Genomic DNA, 15,272 nt, shown 5'->3' on the forward strand with positions numbered 1-15,272 from the left:
ATGCGTCCACGCTTAAAAATGCGTCTTGGTGACCTGCTTGTTCAGGATGGCATGATCGGTGAAAACCAATTGCAGCAAGCATTGGCTGATCAAAAACAAAATGGCCGTAAGCTGGGTGTCACACTGATCGATTTGGGCTTTATTGCGGAGCACGATTTGCTCGAGTTCTTAGCTCGCCAGCTGAATATTCCGCTCATTGAATTGGGTGACCGCAAAATATCCGAGCAGGTCGTCAACTTAATTCCGGAAGTGCAGGCGCGTCGTCATCGTGCTCTAGTGATTGAAGCCGATGAAAAAACTGCGTTGGTGGGCATGAGTGACCCCGCAGATCTGGCGGCCGTTGATGCAATATCTCAATATATTCAGCCACGTGACTTAAAGCTCGCGGTAGTTCCCGATGCTGATTTGCTCGAAGCATTCGATAATTTATATCGTCGCACTAAAGACATTGCCCAGTTTGCGAAAGAGTTGCAAACGGAAACCCAAGACGGCGCGGAATTTGATCTCGGCGCATTGTCGTTGGATGACGATGATGACGAAGCAACGGTTGCGAAGTTATTGCAATCAATATTTGCTGACGCCATTCAAGTCCGTGCATCAGATATTCATATCGAGCCGGATGATCGCGCATTACGCATTCGTATGCGCGTTGATGGGGTATTGCAAGAAAACGTACTTACCGAAACAAATATCGCCAATGCGTTGTTGTTGCGTTTGAAGCTGATGGCCGGGCTCGATATTTCAGAAAAACGTATGCCGCAAGACGGCCGATTCAACATTAAAGTGCGCGATCACAGCATTGACGTGCGGGTTTCGACCATGCCGGTTCAGTTCGGCGAATCCTGTGTGATGCGCTTACTCGATCAGTCTGCTGGGTTGTTGCATCTTGAGCAAACCGGAATGCCCGACCACATTTTACAGCGGGTGCGGCGGTTGATCCATCGCCCCTATGGCATGTTGATTGTAACGGGCCCAACCGGCTCGGGTAAAACCACCACTTTGTACGGCGCACTTAGTGAACTCAACCAAGCTGAGAAAAAAATAATCACTGTTGAAGATCCGGTTGAATACCGGTTGCCGCGAATTTCGCAGGTGCAAGTAAACAGTAAAATCGGCTTAAGCTTTTCAAACGTATTGCGTACGGCGTTGCGTCAAGACCCTGATGTGATCATGGTGGGTGAGATGCGCGATCACGAAACTGTAGAAATAGGTCTGCGTGGCGCAATTACCGGTCACTTAGTGCTAACGACATTGCACACCAACGACTCGATTACCAGTGCCTTGCGACTTATCGACATGGGCGCAGCACCTTACTTAGTTGGAGCAGCATTACGTGGTGTTTTAGCGCAACGATTAATTCGCCGAGTCTGTGAAAATTGCAAAGTGACGGATAGCCCAGAACCAGCCGAATTAACATTATTGCGGCGCATGGACGCAAGTATTCCAGCCGACGGCTCGGGTTTTGTGCGAGGCAAGGGCTGCCGTAGTTGCAATCACACCGGCTACAAAGGTCGAATTGGTGTGTTTGAATTGTTGGAAATGAACGAAACCATGATCGACGCATTGCGTGACAGCAATATGCGTGAATTTGCGCAAGCTGCACGTCAGTCTGAGGAGTTCAAGCCGCTGGCAAGCGTTGCACTCGACTATGCGCGTCAGGGAGTAACATCACTTGATGAAGTGTTGTTCCTCGCCGAAACTGTCGAAGAAAGAGAGCTGCGGATTACTCCGCTGACGGTGGAGGGGCAGAATGGCTAACTTCAAGTATCGCGGTCGTGATCATGGTGGAGATATTGTGCAAGGTACCGTTGAAGCGGCCAATGAAGGCTCTGCCGCCGAAACGTTGCTGCGCCGCGGTGTCACGCCACTGGCGATACATGCTGATAGCATTGGCGTGACGGTAGCACCAAAAAGAAGATTATTTGAGCCGCGTATTACCACTTCTGACTTGATTGTGTTTACACGCCAAATGTATGCGTTAACAAAAGCTGGTATCCCGCTGCTGCGAGCTATTGACGGCTTGGCTGAAAATACCAGTAACCGCCGGTTTGGTAAAATACTAAAAGACATCGTTGAGCAGTTGGAACGTGGCCGTCCGCTTTCGAGCGCTATGGCATCGCACCAGCGCGTTTTTCCGCGACTGTTGGTGGCGATAGTTCACGTTGGTGAAAATACGGGCGAGCTGGAAGGCGCTTTTTTGCAGCTTTCTGAGTATTTAGAGAAAGAGCAAGAAACCCGCAAAGCTATCAAAGCCGCCATGCGTTATCCAACATTTATTATGATGGCTCTGATTGCAGCTGTCGTGATCATTAACATTTGGGTGATTCCGCCTTTCGCACAAATGTTCGCTAATTTTAATGTGGATCTTCCGTTACCAACCCGAATTATTTTGGCAACATCAAACTTCTTTGTGAACTGGTGGCCAGCCATGTTAGTGGTTACAGTGGTTGCGGTTGGTGCCGCAATAAATTATGTAAAAACAGCCGCAGGTAAATTGAAATGGGACCATTGGAAAACGCATATGCCCGTGGTTGGCGATATTATTATGCGCTCATTACTTGCGCGTTTCGCCCGAACCTTTGCGGTTATGTTGCAGTCCGGTGTGCCGTTGACACAAGGCTTAGGTTTAGTTGCGGAAGCAGTTGATAATTCATGGATGAGCAAACGCATTAATGACATGCGACGGAACATTGAGCGTGGCGAAAGTTTGACGCGTACAGCGCGGAGCAGTGAACTGTTTACGCCATTGGTATTACAAATGATAGCTGTTGGCGAAGAAACCGGCCGCGTCGATGAAATGTTGTTTGAAGTTGCTGGCTACTATGAGCGCGAAGTGGACTATGATCTGAAGAGCTTGACCGCGCGAATAGAACCCATCATGTTAGTATTTGTTGCGATTATAATAACTGTTATGGCACTCGGTGTATTTTTACCGATGTGGGAGATGATGGACGCGTATCGCGGCCGTTGAAACAACAAATAGTCTACAATATTGAATAACCATTAATATTTGCGTGGTTTCTCTATAAAAATGATAATAAACACACGGGGAATAAGGGATGCAAGCAGTGCAAACTAAAACAACAATGAACCAATCAGGCTTTACCCTGATTGAACTGATTATTGTAGTTGTCATACTTGGTCTGTTAGCAGCCTCAGCGTTACCGCGCTTTACCAGTGTGACAGCTGACGCAGAAGATGCGGCTCTGGAAGGTGTTGCCGGTGGCTTTGCCAGCGCGGTCGGCCTTGTGCGCGCCGAATGGGAACTGCGCGGACGCCCACAAGGCAATGTTGATGGCGCCGGCGCTGTAGTCATTATGGACGGCATAACGGTCAATGTTGATGGCAGCACCGGTTACCCAGTCAGCGGTGACGACAACCTCAATGCCCACGACCTAAATATTACCGGTGAAGATTGCCGCACTTTGATGCAGGCAATTTTGCAAGGTGCTCCAACCGCCACAACCAGTTTTACCCTGTTGGGTGAGAACCGTTACTACGTGACCCGCGAAAGTAACGGAACCAATGATATTTGCGTGTACTACTTAGCAAATACCATTAAAAACTTGGCGTCTGCGCCAAGTGGCACCGACTATCTGTCCGTCGGTAACGTGTTTGTTTACAACCCACGTACCGGTGGGGTAAGTATTTTTAGTAATAATTAGTTTATAGTTTGGGGAATACTCCTAATTTTTTAAAAGGGAAAGCGTTATGAAAACACAAAAAGGTTTCACACTGATCGAACTGATCATCGTTATCGTGGTACTCGGCATCTTAGCCGTAACTGCCGCGCCACAATTCTTCAACTTCTCAAGCGACGCCCGCGAATCAACATTAAGCGGTTTGAAAGCAGCAATGAATGGCTCGTCTGATCTTGTATATGGCAAAGCTGCGATTGCAGGCGTTGAAGGTGATGCGGATGATGGTGCACTGACTCCAGATTACGTTGTTGTTGATTCTATCGACGTTGTTTACGGCTATCCAGCGGCAACTGCGGCTGGCATTACTGCTGCATTGAATATTGAAGCGGCTGATTGGGACATCGCATATACAGACAACGCCGCAATTGGCACTACGGCAAATGTGGTTCGTTTTGCACCAGCAGGTACGACTCCAGCAGCTACCTTCGACGCGACTGACCATACCACAATTACTGAGTGCTACGTTGAGTACACTGATGTGATTACAGCCGGCGCACGCCCAACAATTACTACTGTGACAACAGGGTGTTAATTCGTTTTCCAAATAAAAAAAGCGCCTGCGGGCGCTTTTTTATTGCCTCGTGTTTAACAACGAATAACGAATAACGAACACCAATCAGTTCCCAACCCGTTCCATCCAAAAAATAACCCTGTCATTGCCTCGATACTGGCCAAAGCCTGCTGTTGCGCGTGGAAACCGATGCCCGCCGCCATCCTCGTCCAGCCAAGGGTACTCCAACCAACTGTCCGTCTGGTATTCGAATAGAAACTCACCCGTGTTATTGGGTGGTGTTGGCGCAGACCATAGCAGATTCCCGAGTTGTAATTCACCCTGCAACAAATCGCTGTCGATACCTGCGGCACTTGTCGCTAAGGCATTTGGGTTGTCAATAATATTTAGAGCCGTCGGGGTGGTTGCGGTGCATGAGTCGTCGCCATGAAGAGTGAACCGTTGACCGTCAAAATACTCACTGCGCATGACAACTGGCAAAGGTTCGTTTTCAGGGCCAAAAGTATTTTCAAGAACCATTCTGCCGTAACGTAGATCTAGCGTACCGTTCAACGCGGTGGCATTGCCGGACTGCGTGACTAAAGCGGCGCTCGCAAAGGCTCTATTGTCTTGTTCACTAAGCACACGCAAGCCAAGGCGCAAATTCGGATACGGGCCATCAGAGACCTCATCAAGGCGGCGGTTGAACTGCACTGATGGCGTGGTAGGAACCGTATATTGTCCGGCCACCCATGTGCTGGTTATTGGCGCGACTAAGCGCGTCGAAAACTCATCGCCCACAGTGTCTTGCGGTGTGGTGTGCGCGGCAACGAGCTCGAAATCTGCAGTGCCCGAGTAACTGGCACTGTTGTAATTGCGTGTTAATACGCCCGCCGTATTTACTGCATCAATGGTATAGGCAACGCCAATGGTCGGCTGCCCCATGTAGCTAAAGTTGCCTGTCGAGCAACTATTGATAACATTCGATGAGCTCAGTACAAAGCGATCAGGATAAAATCGCCCGATAGGGCTAATGAGTCGATTAAATGCATCGCCGGCACCTAAATAACTATCAGCACCTAGTCGCGCACGTAAATTAACCGTGCCTGCTTCGCGCCAAACCGCACCTGTCGTTCGCTTAGCACCGCTGTAGGTTGAGTCGAGAGTGAACGGATTGGTTATCGTGAGTTTACTCGCATTGCTCGACGGATCGGCCGGAATTGGATAAGCCATTGAATCAAACTCTGCGAGGACATCTGCCGCTATAACTTCCTGGCCGAAATTGGGGGTGGGGTTGCCATCGGCATTGAGCGACTGAACTATGAGTGTAAACGGTTCACCAGCTGCCGTGAAACCGGGTCCCGTGTCGGTCGTTGCTACCCAAATATTTTCTAAGTCATCAAGCGCGGCTGTGACTAACGTATGCGGGCGCACCACAAAATCGTTAATACTGGTTCCGGTTAATGTGACGCCAGGGGCACCGTTACCGGCATCTTCTGCTAAATCAAGTTCGGCGTGTAAGCGCAGTTGACCCACATCGGTATAATTTCCCGTCAACAAAGCAGTGCCAGTAGTGTCGAAGTTCACCGTTATCGGGCTTGTGGTTATGGCTGTGCCGTTATTATTTAATGGAATTGACGCGTTATTGAGCGAAAAAATCTGGCCTGCCTGACACGTGAGTGGGTTGGTGCATTCCAAGCCAAAATCGACCGACTGAGTACCTTCAACTCGGGCCATACAGGCACCCGTGGTGGTATTTGTTTCCACAGCCCGTAAGGCCAGCGTGAAATCATTGCCGGCAAAGTCGCTCGGTACATTACTGATGCCATCTGCTGCCGTAATAGCTAAACCCGCAGCGACAAACTCAACCGCACATGATGTTGGCGTGACCCCTGAAGGGTCATAACATTGCACCGACGCAGTTGCGGTGGGTACGGCATTAGTGAGGCTAATGGCGGTAGCGCCACCACTGACATTACGTAGGCTGGCGTTGCCCGTGCCGTTCAAAAATTCCCAGTTTGAACTTTCTGCAGTGGCACTTACCACAGCACTACCTTGCCATGTGCTTCCGGTAACACTCGCTGTTGCAGTAAGAGTTACGGTGTCATCGTATGTTTCCGTACAATCACTATTAGCACAGGCGATAATTTCCACTGCAGCAGCCAAGCAACTAAGCTGTCGCTCTGGGTGTAGTATACGGAAATGATCAACAGCAGCAGGCTCAGGGGTGCACCCAGCGGCATCGTTAACTTCACTTTGAACTGCTGGGGTGTATGAGATATTTGCGTTACTGCCTAAGGTGACAGTGCCAGCGGTTAAAGCTCCGCCTTGAAAGTTGGTATTGTTACCAAAGTTGATATCTGTGGTTTCATAGGGGCTATAGATAAGACCGTTAAACGTGAACTCGGGACAATTATTGCCGCTATTGCAGTAGTTACCGATAACGAAGTCAGCACCTTCGTACAGGTAGACCACCAAATTCCCGACATTTCCGGTGCTGTTGAACGAGATATCATTGCCACCAAATACGCCGTCACGGATAAATAATCGAACCGGACCATCTGGAACGATATTTATGGACGAGTTATTCCCCAAATCCATACTTTTAATAAAGTAATCGCCAGGTGCCAAATTGAGTGTATTTGCGTTGGTCGAAAAGGTAATTTCTTCAATATAATAGGTGCCACCGCCCACCGTGGACGAAACAGCATTGGCTCCTTGGGTGTGAATTGTGCCGTAAGTCCCGGGCGCGAGATTGGTGGCATTCTGCTCAGTTCCCGAACCGGTATATACCGGAAAGGTTGCGGGGGCTAATGGCGGAAACTCAAGATCAACGGTGTCGATGGTTCCCTCTGGAGTAGGGGTGTTGCCGCCCGTACCGGTCTCGTCAATGATATCGTTATTATTAATTTGCGAGCCGCTACCCGCATTAAAGCCGTTTGAACCGACAATGCCAAAATCAGCAAGATCATTAAATAATGAGCAGCTGTCTGGTGGAGGTGGGGTGCTTGGGTCGCACTCAGGTGGGGTTGAACCTGCACCGGCGTCGCAGTATGTCGTGCCACCCACGCTACCACCGTTGTTTTCAACTGTCGGGGCTGAAACATCGCCACTAATGGTGCCCTGCCAATCGATTTGAATTTCCGTTGTGGCGGTCGCATTACCGGTAATATATGCATTGCTGGCTTCTAATTGAATGAAGTCCGCGCTAGCATTACCGGTTATTCCTGAACCGTTGCCAATGATGATGTCTTGCGTGGCGTTAACTGTGCCTTGAATGTTGCTGTTTGAAGCCAAAATGAGCACATTCTCGGCGCTTACGTTACCGTCCATTGAGCTGCCACTGGCTAACGTGAACGTTCCGGTTGCCGTGACATTGCCAGTTATGGTTACCGGCGAATCTGTGGTTACGTCCGTACCGGAAATGTTGCCATCAATGACATGGCCGCTACCAATAGTAATAGCGCCGGAACTTGTAATTGGCCCACCAAAGGTTGAATTGTCGGCGCGCAATACAATTGAATTGGTTCCGGTAATCGCACCCGTTATATTATTTTGACCGTTTACATCAATGCTATCGGATGCATTCAGTGAACCGTCGATTGTATCCTGATAGCTGGTGGTGATTTGGGTGCCGGTTAAGTTACCGGTAATTTGGCTTAACCCACCGGTGGTAATCTGCGCGGCATCCAAATTCCCCGTAATGGTATTTTGATAGCCAAGAGAAATATTGCCAGTCGCGGAAAAATTAACGGTTCCCGAGAATTGAAAACCTGTGGTGATGTTACCGCTCGCAATAATGGTTAACGGAACGCCGCTTGAGCCTACCAAAATAGAAGCACCGTTCAGGTTTACATCACCCGTAACCTCAATGATGGTTTTACCATCCGTGATAATGGTGTCACCGGCTTGCAGCACTAATCCATCACAGGTCACATTGGTATTATTTTTAGCGGTACATCCGGGCGGGACATCCCAGTTATTGCCGTTACCGGAAAGGGTATACGTTTGCGCTACTGCCGCGCCGGCAACTAAGAAAAGAAGCAAGCCTAGTGCTGTCTTAATAAACCCCATCACTTGCCTCCAGCATTATTTCTTTGGAATAGGTCATATCGCCGACCTCGCAGTTTCCTTCGGCAACGATACGAAAGTGCACCCCAGAATAAGGGCTGCTCAATACCGCTTTATCGCAATAAACCGTTGTGGAACAATTTGTTAGCCCATTAATTGAAAACACTTGTTCTGCCCGCGCCAGAGCGGGCGGATCGGGAGTTCGGTCAGTACACAAGCTGCCATTAACGGGGGCATTATGTGGAAAAAGATCAACCAAAAACATTTCTGCACCAGTGCGCGCTGCTGTTTGAGCGCGAGCACCATAAACTTCACTGACTGTAGCGCTGCTGGAGTCACCCAAAATGCGTACCATGGCTGTGCCGATTAAACTCATCACGACGATAATGAACACCGCGACGGCTAATGCCGCGCCGCGTTGTCGTTGTAGGCTTGAGACGCTTGGTTTACGGAACATTCGGTATATGCACCTCATGTAATAGTTGGAGCGGTTCCTGATCAGCTGTTCGGCTAAAACGCCAGTCAATTTGCACTAAATTATTGCGCTGCAGGGTTGCCTCGAATTGATAAAACGGAAATTCATTAGCACCCAAATTATTAAATAAATTTTCAGCCATCAGCTCGGCACTGGTTGCCGCACTTATCTGCAACGTACTCAGTGACGGCTGGTTAATAGTGCGGCCATAGCCTGCATAGCGAACCAGCGCATTGCGCACATCGTCATAGCACCAGCTTATCGGATCACCGCCGACGTAGTAGCGGCGGGCGGGGCTTTCAGCTCCGAAGAATGATGGATTGGTGCTGTATTCAATTTCCACCACATTGTCTTGCGGGGGCGTGACAGCACTAACATTGGTGACCACCTTTCTGCGCTGGTTTGAGCCTCCATAAATATAGCTGCTGTCGGTGGCATAAACGAATAAATAACCGCCGACCAGCGATTGATTGGTGGTGGGTGAAATTGCAACAAAAGGGTTATTTCTTGTCGGGCCCGGGCGCGGTATATCCAAGTACTGGCTACTAGCGAGTATGGGCATGAATTCCACACACCGTTGATTGTCAGCCAGACTAACACGAATGCTACGAGGTACTGAATTTCGCAGCTCGGAGGTCAATCGATTCACAGCAAAGCGCGACTGAGAAACTAATTGGTCGCGCTCAGCGGTATCGCGAAATATTTGAGCGCCAAAGCCTAAGTAGTTAAATACGAATAGCCCGGTTATTGCTAAAAGTACAATAACAATAATGAGTTCAACCAGTGTGAAGCCGCGATTGCGATCCATCAATAGTTCCCTCGTATCGATGTAAACGTGAAGGTTTGGCCGAACGAAGTAGTTACCGATACCTGAATGCGCTTATATAAAGTCACAGCGCCTTGGCACACACCGCTGTCATTGCTGTAGCAAATATCGATGGCGAAGCTAAAGCCGGCATAGCGCGCAGCAATGTCGTCACCCAAAGCATCCTCTAAAGCTGGGTAGGTTATCTCTAGTTGATGGTAGTCATCTACGTCATCAAAATCTTCGCGGGGTTCACCGTCGGGGCCAAGGTCTGCTGGTGGGGTGCAGGGCGCCACACCAACCTCACCGCAGCGCATTACACCACCTTGCCGATCACTATTCTCATCAAATGACTTACCACTTATTTCATCAATAAGGGTCTGGCCAAGTGCTGCTGCGCGCACTTGCAAAAGCGGCTCAGCGCTGCGCTGCGCTTGCGGGAACACTAATACCGTCAGTAGCACAATAGAAATACTCAGCACGACGATACCGATAATAATTTCAATCAGCGTAAAACCGTGCTGATTGCTGGTACCGCGATAGTGTATGGGTGAATCGCGCAGCATGGACAAACTCCGAGGCTTCTACTTTTCTTATAATTTGTTGATATATTGTTCTGTATACTACACTTTTTTCGTTTACACTGCATATATATAGTCAGTCATAGCCAGTGAGCACAATTGGATCCATATGCGGAACATTAACACCGGCAAAAATGTAAATAATCAGCAAGGCTTCACGCTTGTAGAGCTGATTATTGTTATTGTATTGGTTGGTATTTTGGCCGTTACGGCTGGGCCACGTATTTTTGGGTCTGGCGGCGTTGATCAAGTGGTAACAGAAAGGCAATTAATGAGCTTGTTGCGGTTACAGCAGCAGCAGGCGATGCAGGACGTTGTAAACCGTTGTTATGGGGTTTCTTTTAGCAGTTCGCAGGTTGCGCCCTATGATTGCGGGCAGGCAGTCAACGCACAACGCTTAATCAATGTGCCCAATGACAACACGTTGACAGTTGTTTCGAGTATACTAGGTGCGGCGTCTGAACTGCGATTTAACGCGCTTGGATGCCCTGTATCGGTGAACCATGCAACCGCCGCCGAAAATTGTGGTCAAAGCAGTGTCGAAATACAAATAGCAGGCCCCAACGCCCGTAACCTTTGCATTCAAAGCCAAGGTTATATTCGTGTAGGCAGTTGCAGCTAGAAACAACCGATAGAACGCGCTTGCCCGCGCGGTGTCAGCTTGGTAAAGTTACACGGTTATTCAGTCCACCAAATTACGAGTAAGGGAACATCCCCTCATGTTTAAGAAGTTACGCGGCATCTTCTCAAACGATCTATCGATCGACTTGGGTACAGCAAACACACTTATTTACGTTAAAGACGAAGGCATCGTGCTGAACGAACCTTCAGTAGTGGCGATTCGACAAGAGCGCTCAGGCGGCCCGAAGAGTGTGGCTGCAGTCGGTCACGCGGCGAAACAAATGTTGGGTCGTACGCCGGGTAACATTAAAGCTATCCGGCCGATGAAAGACGGCGTGATTGCTGATTTTTATGTAACAGAGAAAATGTTGCAGCATTTCATTAAGAAAGTGCACGACAGCCATTACTTTCGTCCAAGTCCGCGCGTTTTAGTTTGTGTGCCGTGTGGGTCAACGCAAGTTGAGCGCCGTGCCATTCGTGAATCAGCTCTTGGTGCTGGCGCACGCGAAGTCTATTTGATTGACGAACCAATGGCTGCCGCAATTGGTGCAGGGTTACCTGTATCAGAGCCAACGGGTTCTATGGTGGTAGATATTGGTGGTGGTACCACGGAAGTCGCGATTATCTCGTTAAACGGTGTGGTGTATTCTTCGTCGGTTCGTATTGGTGGCGACAAATTTGATGAAGCCATTGTTAATTATATACGCCGTAACTTTGGTTCATTAATCGGTGAAGCCACAGCTGAACGAATTAAGCATGAAATTGGCTCGGCGTTCCCAGGTGAAGAAGTTCGCGAAATTGAAGTGCGTGGTCGTAACCTTGCTGAAGGTGTGCCGCGCTCATTCATCCTGAACAGCAACGAAATTTTAGAAGCATTACAAGAACCGTTAATGGGTATTGTAAGTGCCGTCATGGTTGCCTTAGAGCAATCACCACCAGAGCTTGCGTCCGACATTTCTGAACGCGGTATGGTACTTACGGGTGGTGGCGCATTATTGCGTGACCTTGATCGCTTATTGATGGAAGAAACTGGAATTCCAGTAATTGTTGCTGATGACCCGCTGACTTGTGTTGCTCGTGGCGGTGGTAAAGCACTCGAAATGATCGACATGCACGGCGGTGACCTGTTCAGTTATGAGTAAGCGACACCATGAAGTCGCTATTTGATCGAGGGCCCAGCCTTCTCACAAGACTGGTGCTGGCGCTTATTTGCGCTGCCACAGTGATGTTCTTAGACCACCGGCTGAATACCATGCAGCCGGTGCGTTCGTTTTTATCCACCCTTGTTGCTCCCGTTCAATACCTCGCTGTGCTGCCTGAAGAAGTGCTTGACCGTTTAGTTTACTTGTCCACAACGCGAACCACGTTACGCGAAGAAAACACAGCCTTAAAGCAAGAGCTGCAAGAGCTGCAAATGGCTGTTCAACGTTTAAACTTTTTAGAAAATGAAAACGACCGATTACGGCAATTGCTGGATTCGGAAGTGCGAGAGACAAGTCGCCGCATGGCCGCCGAAGTGGTGGCGGTGGCAACCGACCCGTTTTCCCATCAAGTGGTTATTAACAAGGGCAGTGCCAACGGTGTTTACGAAGGGCAGCCAGTGCTCGATAACCGTGGCATTGTGGGACAAATCTTAAGCGTTGGTCGCGGCACCGCGCGCGTACTACTCATCTCTGATCAAAGTCATGCCATTTCTCTGCGTGCAGAACGTAACGACATTCGTGTGCTCGCGCGCGGCACAGGCGACTTGCAACGGCTTGAGCTTCTATTTATACCGCACTCGAGTGAGCTTGAAGTTGGCGATAAGCTGGTGTCGTCCGGCTTGGGCGGGGTATTTCCCGAGGGGTATCCGGTTGCAGAAATTATCGAATTTGATCGTGACGAGCGCTTGCAGTATGCACGCGTAGTTGCACAACCATTTGCGCAACTAGATCGTATTCGAACGGTGTTGTTGCTATGGCCAAGCAGCGCAACAGAACAACCAGTTTATGATGATAAAGAGGGCTCAGATAATGTGGATTAAATCTGGACTGCTGCCTCTCTTAGTAAGTTATCTGGTGGCGTTAGTGCTCATGGTTATGCCAATGCCTGCCTTTTTAGAAGCTTGGCGGCCAGATTGGTTAAGTCTGGTGATTATTTATTGGGTCATGGCATTACCGCATCGCGTTGGCATGGGTACCGTACTTATTCTCGGTTTAATTGCCGACATTTTAATGGGCTCAGTGTTTGGTATTTATGCGACCGCGTTATTGATTATGGCGTATCCCGCTATTCGACACTTTCAACGTATTCGTAATTACTCGCTTACCCAACAAGCTTTAGTCGTTGCAGTGTTAGTATTGGTAAAACGGGTGTTGGTATATGAACTTGAACATGCACTGAACGGTGCAATGTTTCATGGCTCTTACTTATATCCAGTGATTTCATCAGCCATAGCTTGGCCTTGGGTGTATTTGATTTTACGTAAATATCGGAGACATTACCTTGTCCGCTAAGGCACTAGCACTGGCATCAGGCTCACCGCGCCGTTTTGAGTTGTTGCAACTGCTAGACCGGCCATTTTCTGTGGTACGGCCGCAGGTTCCTGAGCAGATTCAACCGGGTGAAACGCCGTTAGCGTATGTACAGCGCTTGGCGCTCAGCAAAGCACGGGCAGGCGCAACATTGTGTGAGGCAGGCACGTTAGTGCTTGGTGCCGACACAATTGTGGTATGTGGCAACGAAGTGCTCGAGAAACCACAAGACTATAAACATTTTGTGAGCATGATGACTATGCTCTCAGATAACACACATCAGGCAGTGACAGCGGTTGCTGGGGTGCTACATTCTATTGAAGACGTTGTAGTGAGTCGTGCAAACGTTACCTTTAAAGCCTTGTCAGACACTGAAATTGAGGCTTATTGGCACACTGGTGAGCCGCAGGATAAAGCCGGTGGGTATGGTATTCAAGGTCGGGCGTCGAAGTTTGTGACGCATCTGGAAGGTAGCTATTTCGCCGTGGTGGGATTACCCATGTACGAAACCGAACAGTTAATACAAACCATTGAGGGGCGCGCATGAGTGCAGAAATATTGATGAACGTCACGCCCACAGAAACTCGGGTTGCTTTAATTGAAAACGGCATTTTGCAAGAGATACATATTGAGCGGCAAGCCAAACGCGGGCTTGTTGGAAACATCTATGTTGGCAAGGTATCACGCGTGTTGCCTGGAATGCAGGCAGCCTTTATTGATATCGGCTTAGACAAAGCCGCTTTTTTGCATGCATCGGATATCGTCACGCAGTTGGAGCAAGCCGAAGACATTGCGCACGGTACACTCGCGACGGCAGATATTGCACAGCTGGTGCGCCCAGGGCAGCAGATTCTGGTGCAAGTGGTGAAAGATCCTCTTGGCACTAAAGGTGCCCGCCTAACGACGGATATTACTATTCCGTCGCGCTACATGGTTTTGATGCCGCAATCGCCCCATGTGGGCATTTCGCAGCGCATTGAAGACGAGCAAGAACGCGACCGCTTAAAAAAAGCTGCGTTGCCCTATTGTGATGGCGACAGTGGTTTTATTGTTCGCACCGCAGCGGAAGGTGCCGCGGATGATGAATTACAGCGTGATGCTAAATTTTTACGGCGCTTATGGGACACCATCCAATCCCGACGTAAAGGCATGCGCAAAATCGGCTTGGTGTATGAAGACTTAAATCTATCATGTCGCATACTGCGCGACTTCGTCGGTGAACAAATTGAACGCATTCGCGTTGACTCGCGGGTTACTTATGACTTACTTAATGAGTTTGTGAAAGAATTTATTCCTGAGCTTAGTGACGCGTTGGAATACTACAGTGGTGAACGACCAATATTCGACTTATTCGATGTTGAAAATGAAGTTCAACGTGCGCTTGATCGCAAGGTTGAACTCAAGTCGGGTGGGTCCATCATTATCGACCAAACTGAGGCAATGACCACCATTGATATCAACACTGGTGGTTTCGTTGGGCATCGCAATCTGGAAGAGACCATTTTTAATACCAACACCGAGGCGACACAGGCCATTGCACGACAACTTCGGCTGCGTAACCTCGGTGGTATTATTATTATCGACTTCATTGATATGCAAAACGCGGATCATCGTCGGCGTGTGCTCCACAGTCTTGAGCAGGCGCTGGGCAAAGATCGCGCGAAAACGTCAATCAACGGTTTCACGTCATTGGGTTTGGTTGAAATGACGCGAAAACGTACCCGGGAAAGCCTGGAGCACGTACTGTGCTCAGAGTGCCCGGTATGTGGCGGGCGTGGGTCGATGAAGACCATTGAAACGGTGTGTTATGAGGTAATGCGTGAAATTGTGCGGGTTAACCGTGCTTATGCTGCTGATCATTTTGTGGTCTATGCGTCGGCGGCGGTCACCGAAATGCTGCTTAACGAGGAATCACATGCTCTGGCTGAGCTTGAAGTGTTCATAGGTAAACAAGTCAAAGTACTGGTTGAGCCTTTGTACAATCAAGAGCAGTTTGATGTGGTAATGATGTAACT

Annotated in this window: 14 protein-coding genes; 10 read left to right on the plus strand and 4 right to left on the minus strand. The window is 49.0% G+C overall.

What is annotated here, in order from left to right:
• The 4 genes from ACN0UN_RS02985 to ACN0UN_RS03000 all read left to right on the plus strand — a co-directional run bounded on the left by ACN0UN_RS02985 (position 1) and on the right by ACN0UN_RS03000 (position 4,233).
• On the plus strand, positions 1-1,758 hold the full coding sequence (locus ACN0UN_RS02985; RefSeq protein ID WP_417658667.1) for a GspE/PulE family protein: 1,758 nt from the start codon (positions 1-3) through the stop codon (positions 1,756-1,758).
• A complete protein-coding gene (locus tag ACN0UN_RS02990; protein ID WP_417658668.1) occupies positions 1,751-2,971 on the plus strand; it encodes a type II secretion system F family protein in 1,221 nt (406 codons plus the stop codon). The genes ACN0UN_RS02985 and ACN0UN_RS02990 overlap by 8 nt, the downstream gene beginning before the upstream one ends.
• 88 nt (positions 2,972-3,059) lie before the next feature.
• A complete protein-coding gene (locus ACN0UN_RS02995; protein ID WP_417658669.1) occupies positions 3,060-3,665 on the plus strand; it encodes a type II secretion system protein in 606 nt (201 codons plus the stop codon).
• A gap of 46 nt (positions 3,666-3,711) precedes the next feature.
• Positions 3,712-4,233, plus strand: a complete 522-nt coding sequence (locus tag ACN0UN_RS03000; protein WP_417658670.1) for a type II secretion system protein — start codon at positions 3,712-3,714, stop codon at positions 4,231-4,233.
• An 84-nt stretch (positions 4,234-4,317) separates the two neighbouring features.
• Here ACN0UN_RS03000 and ACN0UN_RS03005 read toward each other — a convergent pair whose 3' ends face one another.
• Genes ACN0UN_RS03005 through ACN0UN_RS03020 form a run of 4 tightly spaced genes read right to left on the minus strand, consistent with a single transcriptional unit; the run spans position 4,318 to position 10,108 of the window.
• Positions 4,318-8,265, minus strand: a complete 3,948-nt coding sequence (locus ACN0UN_RS03005; RefSeq protein ID WP_417658671.1) for a DUF6701 domain-containing protein — start codon at positions 8,263-8,265, stop codon at positions 4,318-4,320.
• The gene (locus tag ACN0UN_RS03010) at positions 8,252-8,719 is read right to left on the minus strand and encodes a pilus assembly PilX family protein (RefSeq protein WP_417658672.1); all 468 of its coding nucleotides are present in this window, start codon (positions 8,717-8,719) and stop codon (positions 8,252-8,254) included. Before ACN0UN_RS03010 ends, ACN0UN_RS03005 begins: the two co-directional genes overlap by 14 nt.
• A complete protein-coding gene (locus tag ACN0UN_RS03015; protein WP_417658673.1) occupies positions 8,709-9,545 on the minus strand; it encodes a PilW family protein in 837 nt (278 codons plus the stop codon). The genes ACN0UN_RS03010 and ACN0UN_RS03015 overlap by 11 nt, the downstream gene beginning before the upstream one ends.
• Positions 9,545-10,108, minus strand: coding sequence for a type IV pilus modification PilV family protein (locus tag ACN0UN_RS03020; protein WP_417658674.1), 564 nt, complete (start codon positions 10,106-10,108; stop codon positions 9,545-9,547). The genes ACN0UN_RS03015 and ACN0UN_RS03020 overlap by 1 nt, the downstream gene beginning before the upstream one ends.
• 124 nt (positions 10,109-10,232) lie before the next feature.
• Here ACN0UN_RS03020 and ACN0UN_RS03025 point away from each other — a divergent pair, with 124 nt between their 5' ends.
• From ACN0UN_RS03025 to rng, 6 genes are all read left to right on the plus strand, one after another.
• On the plus strand, positions 10,233-10,745 hold the full coding sequence (locus ACN0UN_RS03025) for a type II secretion system protein (RefSeq protein ID WP_417658675.1): 513 nt from the start codon (positions 10,233-10,235) through the stop codon (positions 10,743-10,745).
• 97 nt (positions 10,746-10,842) lie between these two features.
• Entirely contained in the window at positions 10,843-11,886 is a 1,044-nt protein-coding gene (locus ACN0UN_RS03030; protein WP_417658676.1) for a rod shape-determining protein, read from the plus strand.
• An 8-nt stretch (positions 11,887-11,894) separates the two neighbouring features.
• A complete protein-coding gene (mreC, locus tag ACN0UN_RS03035) occupies positions 11,895-12,767 on the plus strand; it encodes a rod shape-determining protein MreC (RefSeq protein WP_417658677.1) in 873 nt (290 codons plus the stop codon).
• Positions 12,757-13,239 (plus strand): rod shape-determining protein MreD, encoded by a 483-nt coding sequence (gene mreD / locus ACN0UN_RS03040; RefSeq protein WP_417658678.1) that lies wholly within the window; start codon positions 12,757-12,759, stop codon positions 13,237-13,239. Before mreC ends, mreD begins: the two co-directional genes overlap by 11 nt.
• On the plus strand, positions 13,229-13,804 hold the full coding sequence (locus tag ACN0UN_RS03045; protein ID WP_417658679.1) for a Maf family protein: 576 nt from the start codon (positions 13,229-13,231) through the stop codon (positions 13,802-13,804). Before mreD ends, ACN0UN_RS03045 begins: the two co-directional genes overlap by 11 nt.
• Positions 13,801-15,270 (plus strand): ribonuclease G, encoded by a 1,470-nt coding sequence (gene rng / locus ACN0UN_RS03050; RefSeq protein ID WP_417658680.1) that lies wholly within the window; start codon positions 13,801-13,803, stop codon positions 15,268-15,270. Before ACN0UN_RS03045 ends, rng begins: the two co-directional genes overlap by 4 nt.
• The last annotated feature ends 2 nt before the right edge of the window (positions 15,271-15,272 follow it).

Source organism: Pseudidiomarina sp. (genome assembly GCF_048267825.1).
Classification (GTDB): domain Bacteria; phylum Pseudomonadota; class Gammaproteobacteria; order Enterobacterales; family Alteromonadaceae; genus Pseudidiomarina.

Bases quoted from the DNA above. Each gene is read 5' to 3' on its own strand.
- mreD (WP_417658678.1), top strand. From the start codon at position 12,757: ATGTGGATTAAATCTGGACTGCTGCCTCTCTTAGTAAGTTATCTGGTG.
- ACN0UN_RS03030 (WP_417658676.1), top strand. From the start codon at position 10,843: ATGTTTAAGAAGTTACGCGGCATCTTCTCAAACGATCTATCGATCGAC.
- rng (WP_417658680.1), top strand. From the start codon at position 13,801: ATGAGTGCAGAAATATTGATGAACGTCACGCCCACAGAAACTCGGGTT.
- ACN0UN_RS03000 (WP_417658670.1), top strand. From the start codon at position 3,712: ATGAAAACACAAAAAGGTTTCACACTGATCGAACTGATCATCGTTATC.
- ACN0UN_RS03025 (WP_417658675.1), top strand. From the start codon at position 10,233: ATGCGGAACATTAACACCGGCAAAAATGTAAATAATCAGCAAGGCTTC.
- mreC (WP_417658677.1), top strand. From the start codon at position 11,895: ATGAAGTCGCTATTTGATCGAGGGCCCAGCCTTCTCACAAGACTGGTG.
- ACN0UN_RS02990 (WP_417658668.1), top strand. From the start codon at position 1,751: ATGGCTAACTTCAAGTATCGCGGTCGTGATCATGGTGGAGATATTGTG.
- ACN0UN_RS03020 (WP_417658674.1), bottom strand. From the start codon at position 10,108: ATGCTGCGCGATTCACCCATACACTATCGCGGTACCAGCAATCAGCAC.
- ACN0UN_RS03015 (WP_417658673.1), bottom strand. From the start codon at position 9,545: ATGGATCGCAATCGCGGCTTCACACTGGTTGAACTCATTATTGTTATT.
- ACN0UN_RS03010 (WP_417658672.1), bottom strand. From the start codon at position 8,719: ATGTTCCGTAAACCAAGCGTCTCAAGCCTACAACGACAACGCGGCGCG.
- ACN0UN_RS02985 (WP_417658667.1), top strand. From the start codon at position 1: ATGCGTCCACGCTTAAAAATGCGTCTTGGTGACCTGCTTGTTCAGGAT.
- ACN0UN_RS03005 (WP_417658671.1), bottom strand. From the start codon at position 8,265: ATGGGGTTTATTAAGACAGCACTAGGCTTGCTTCTTTTCTTAGTTGCC.
- ACN0UN_RS02995 (WP_417658669.1), top strand. From the start codon at position 3,060: ATGCAAGCAGTGCAAACTAAAACAACAATGAACCAATCAGGCTTTACC.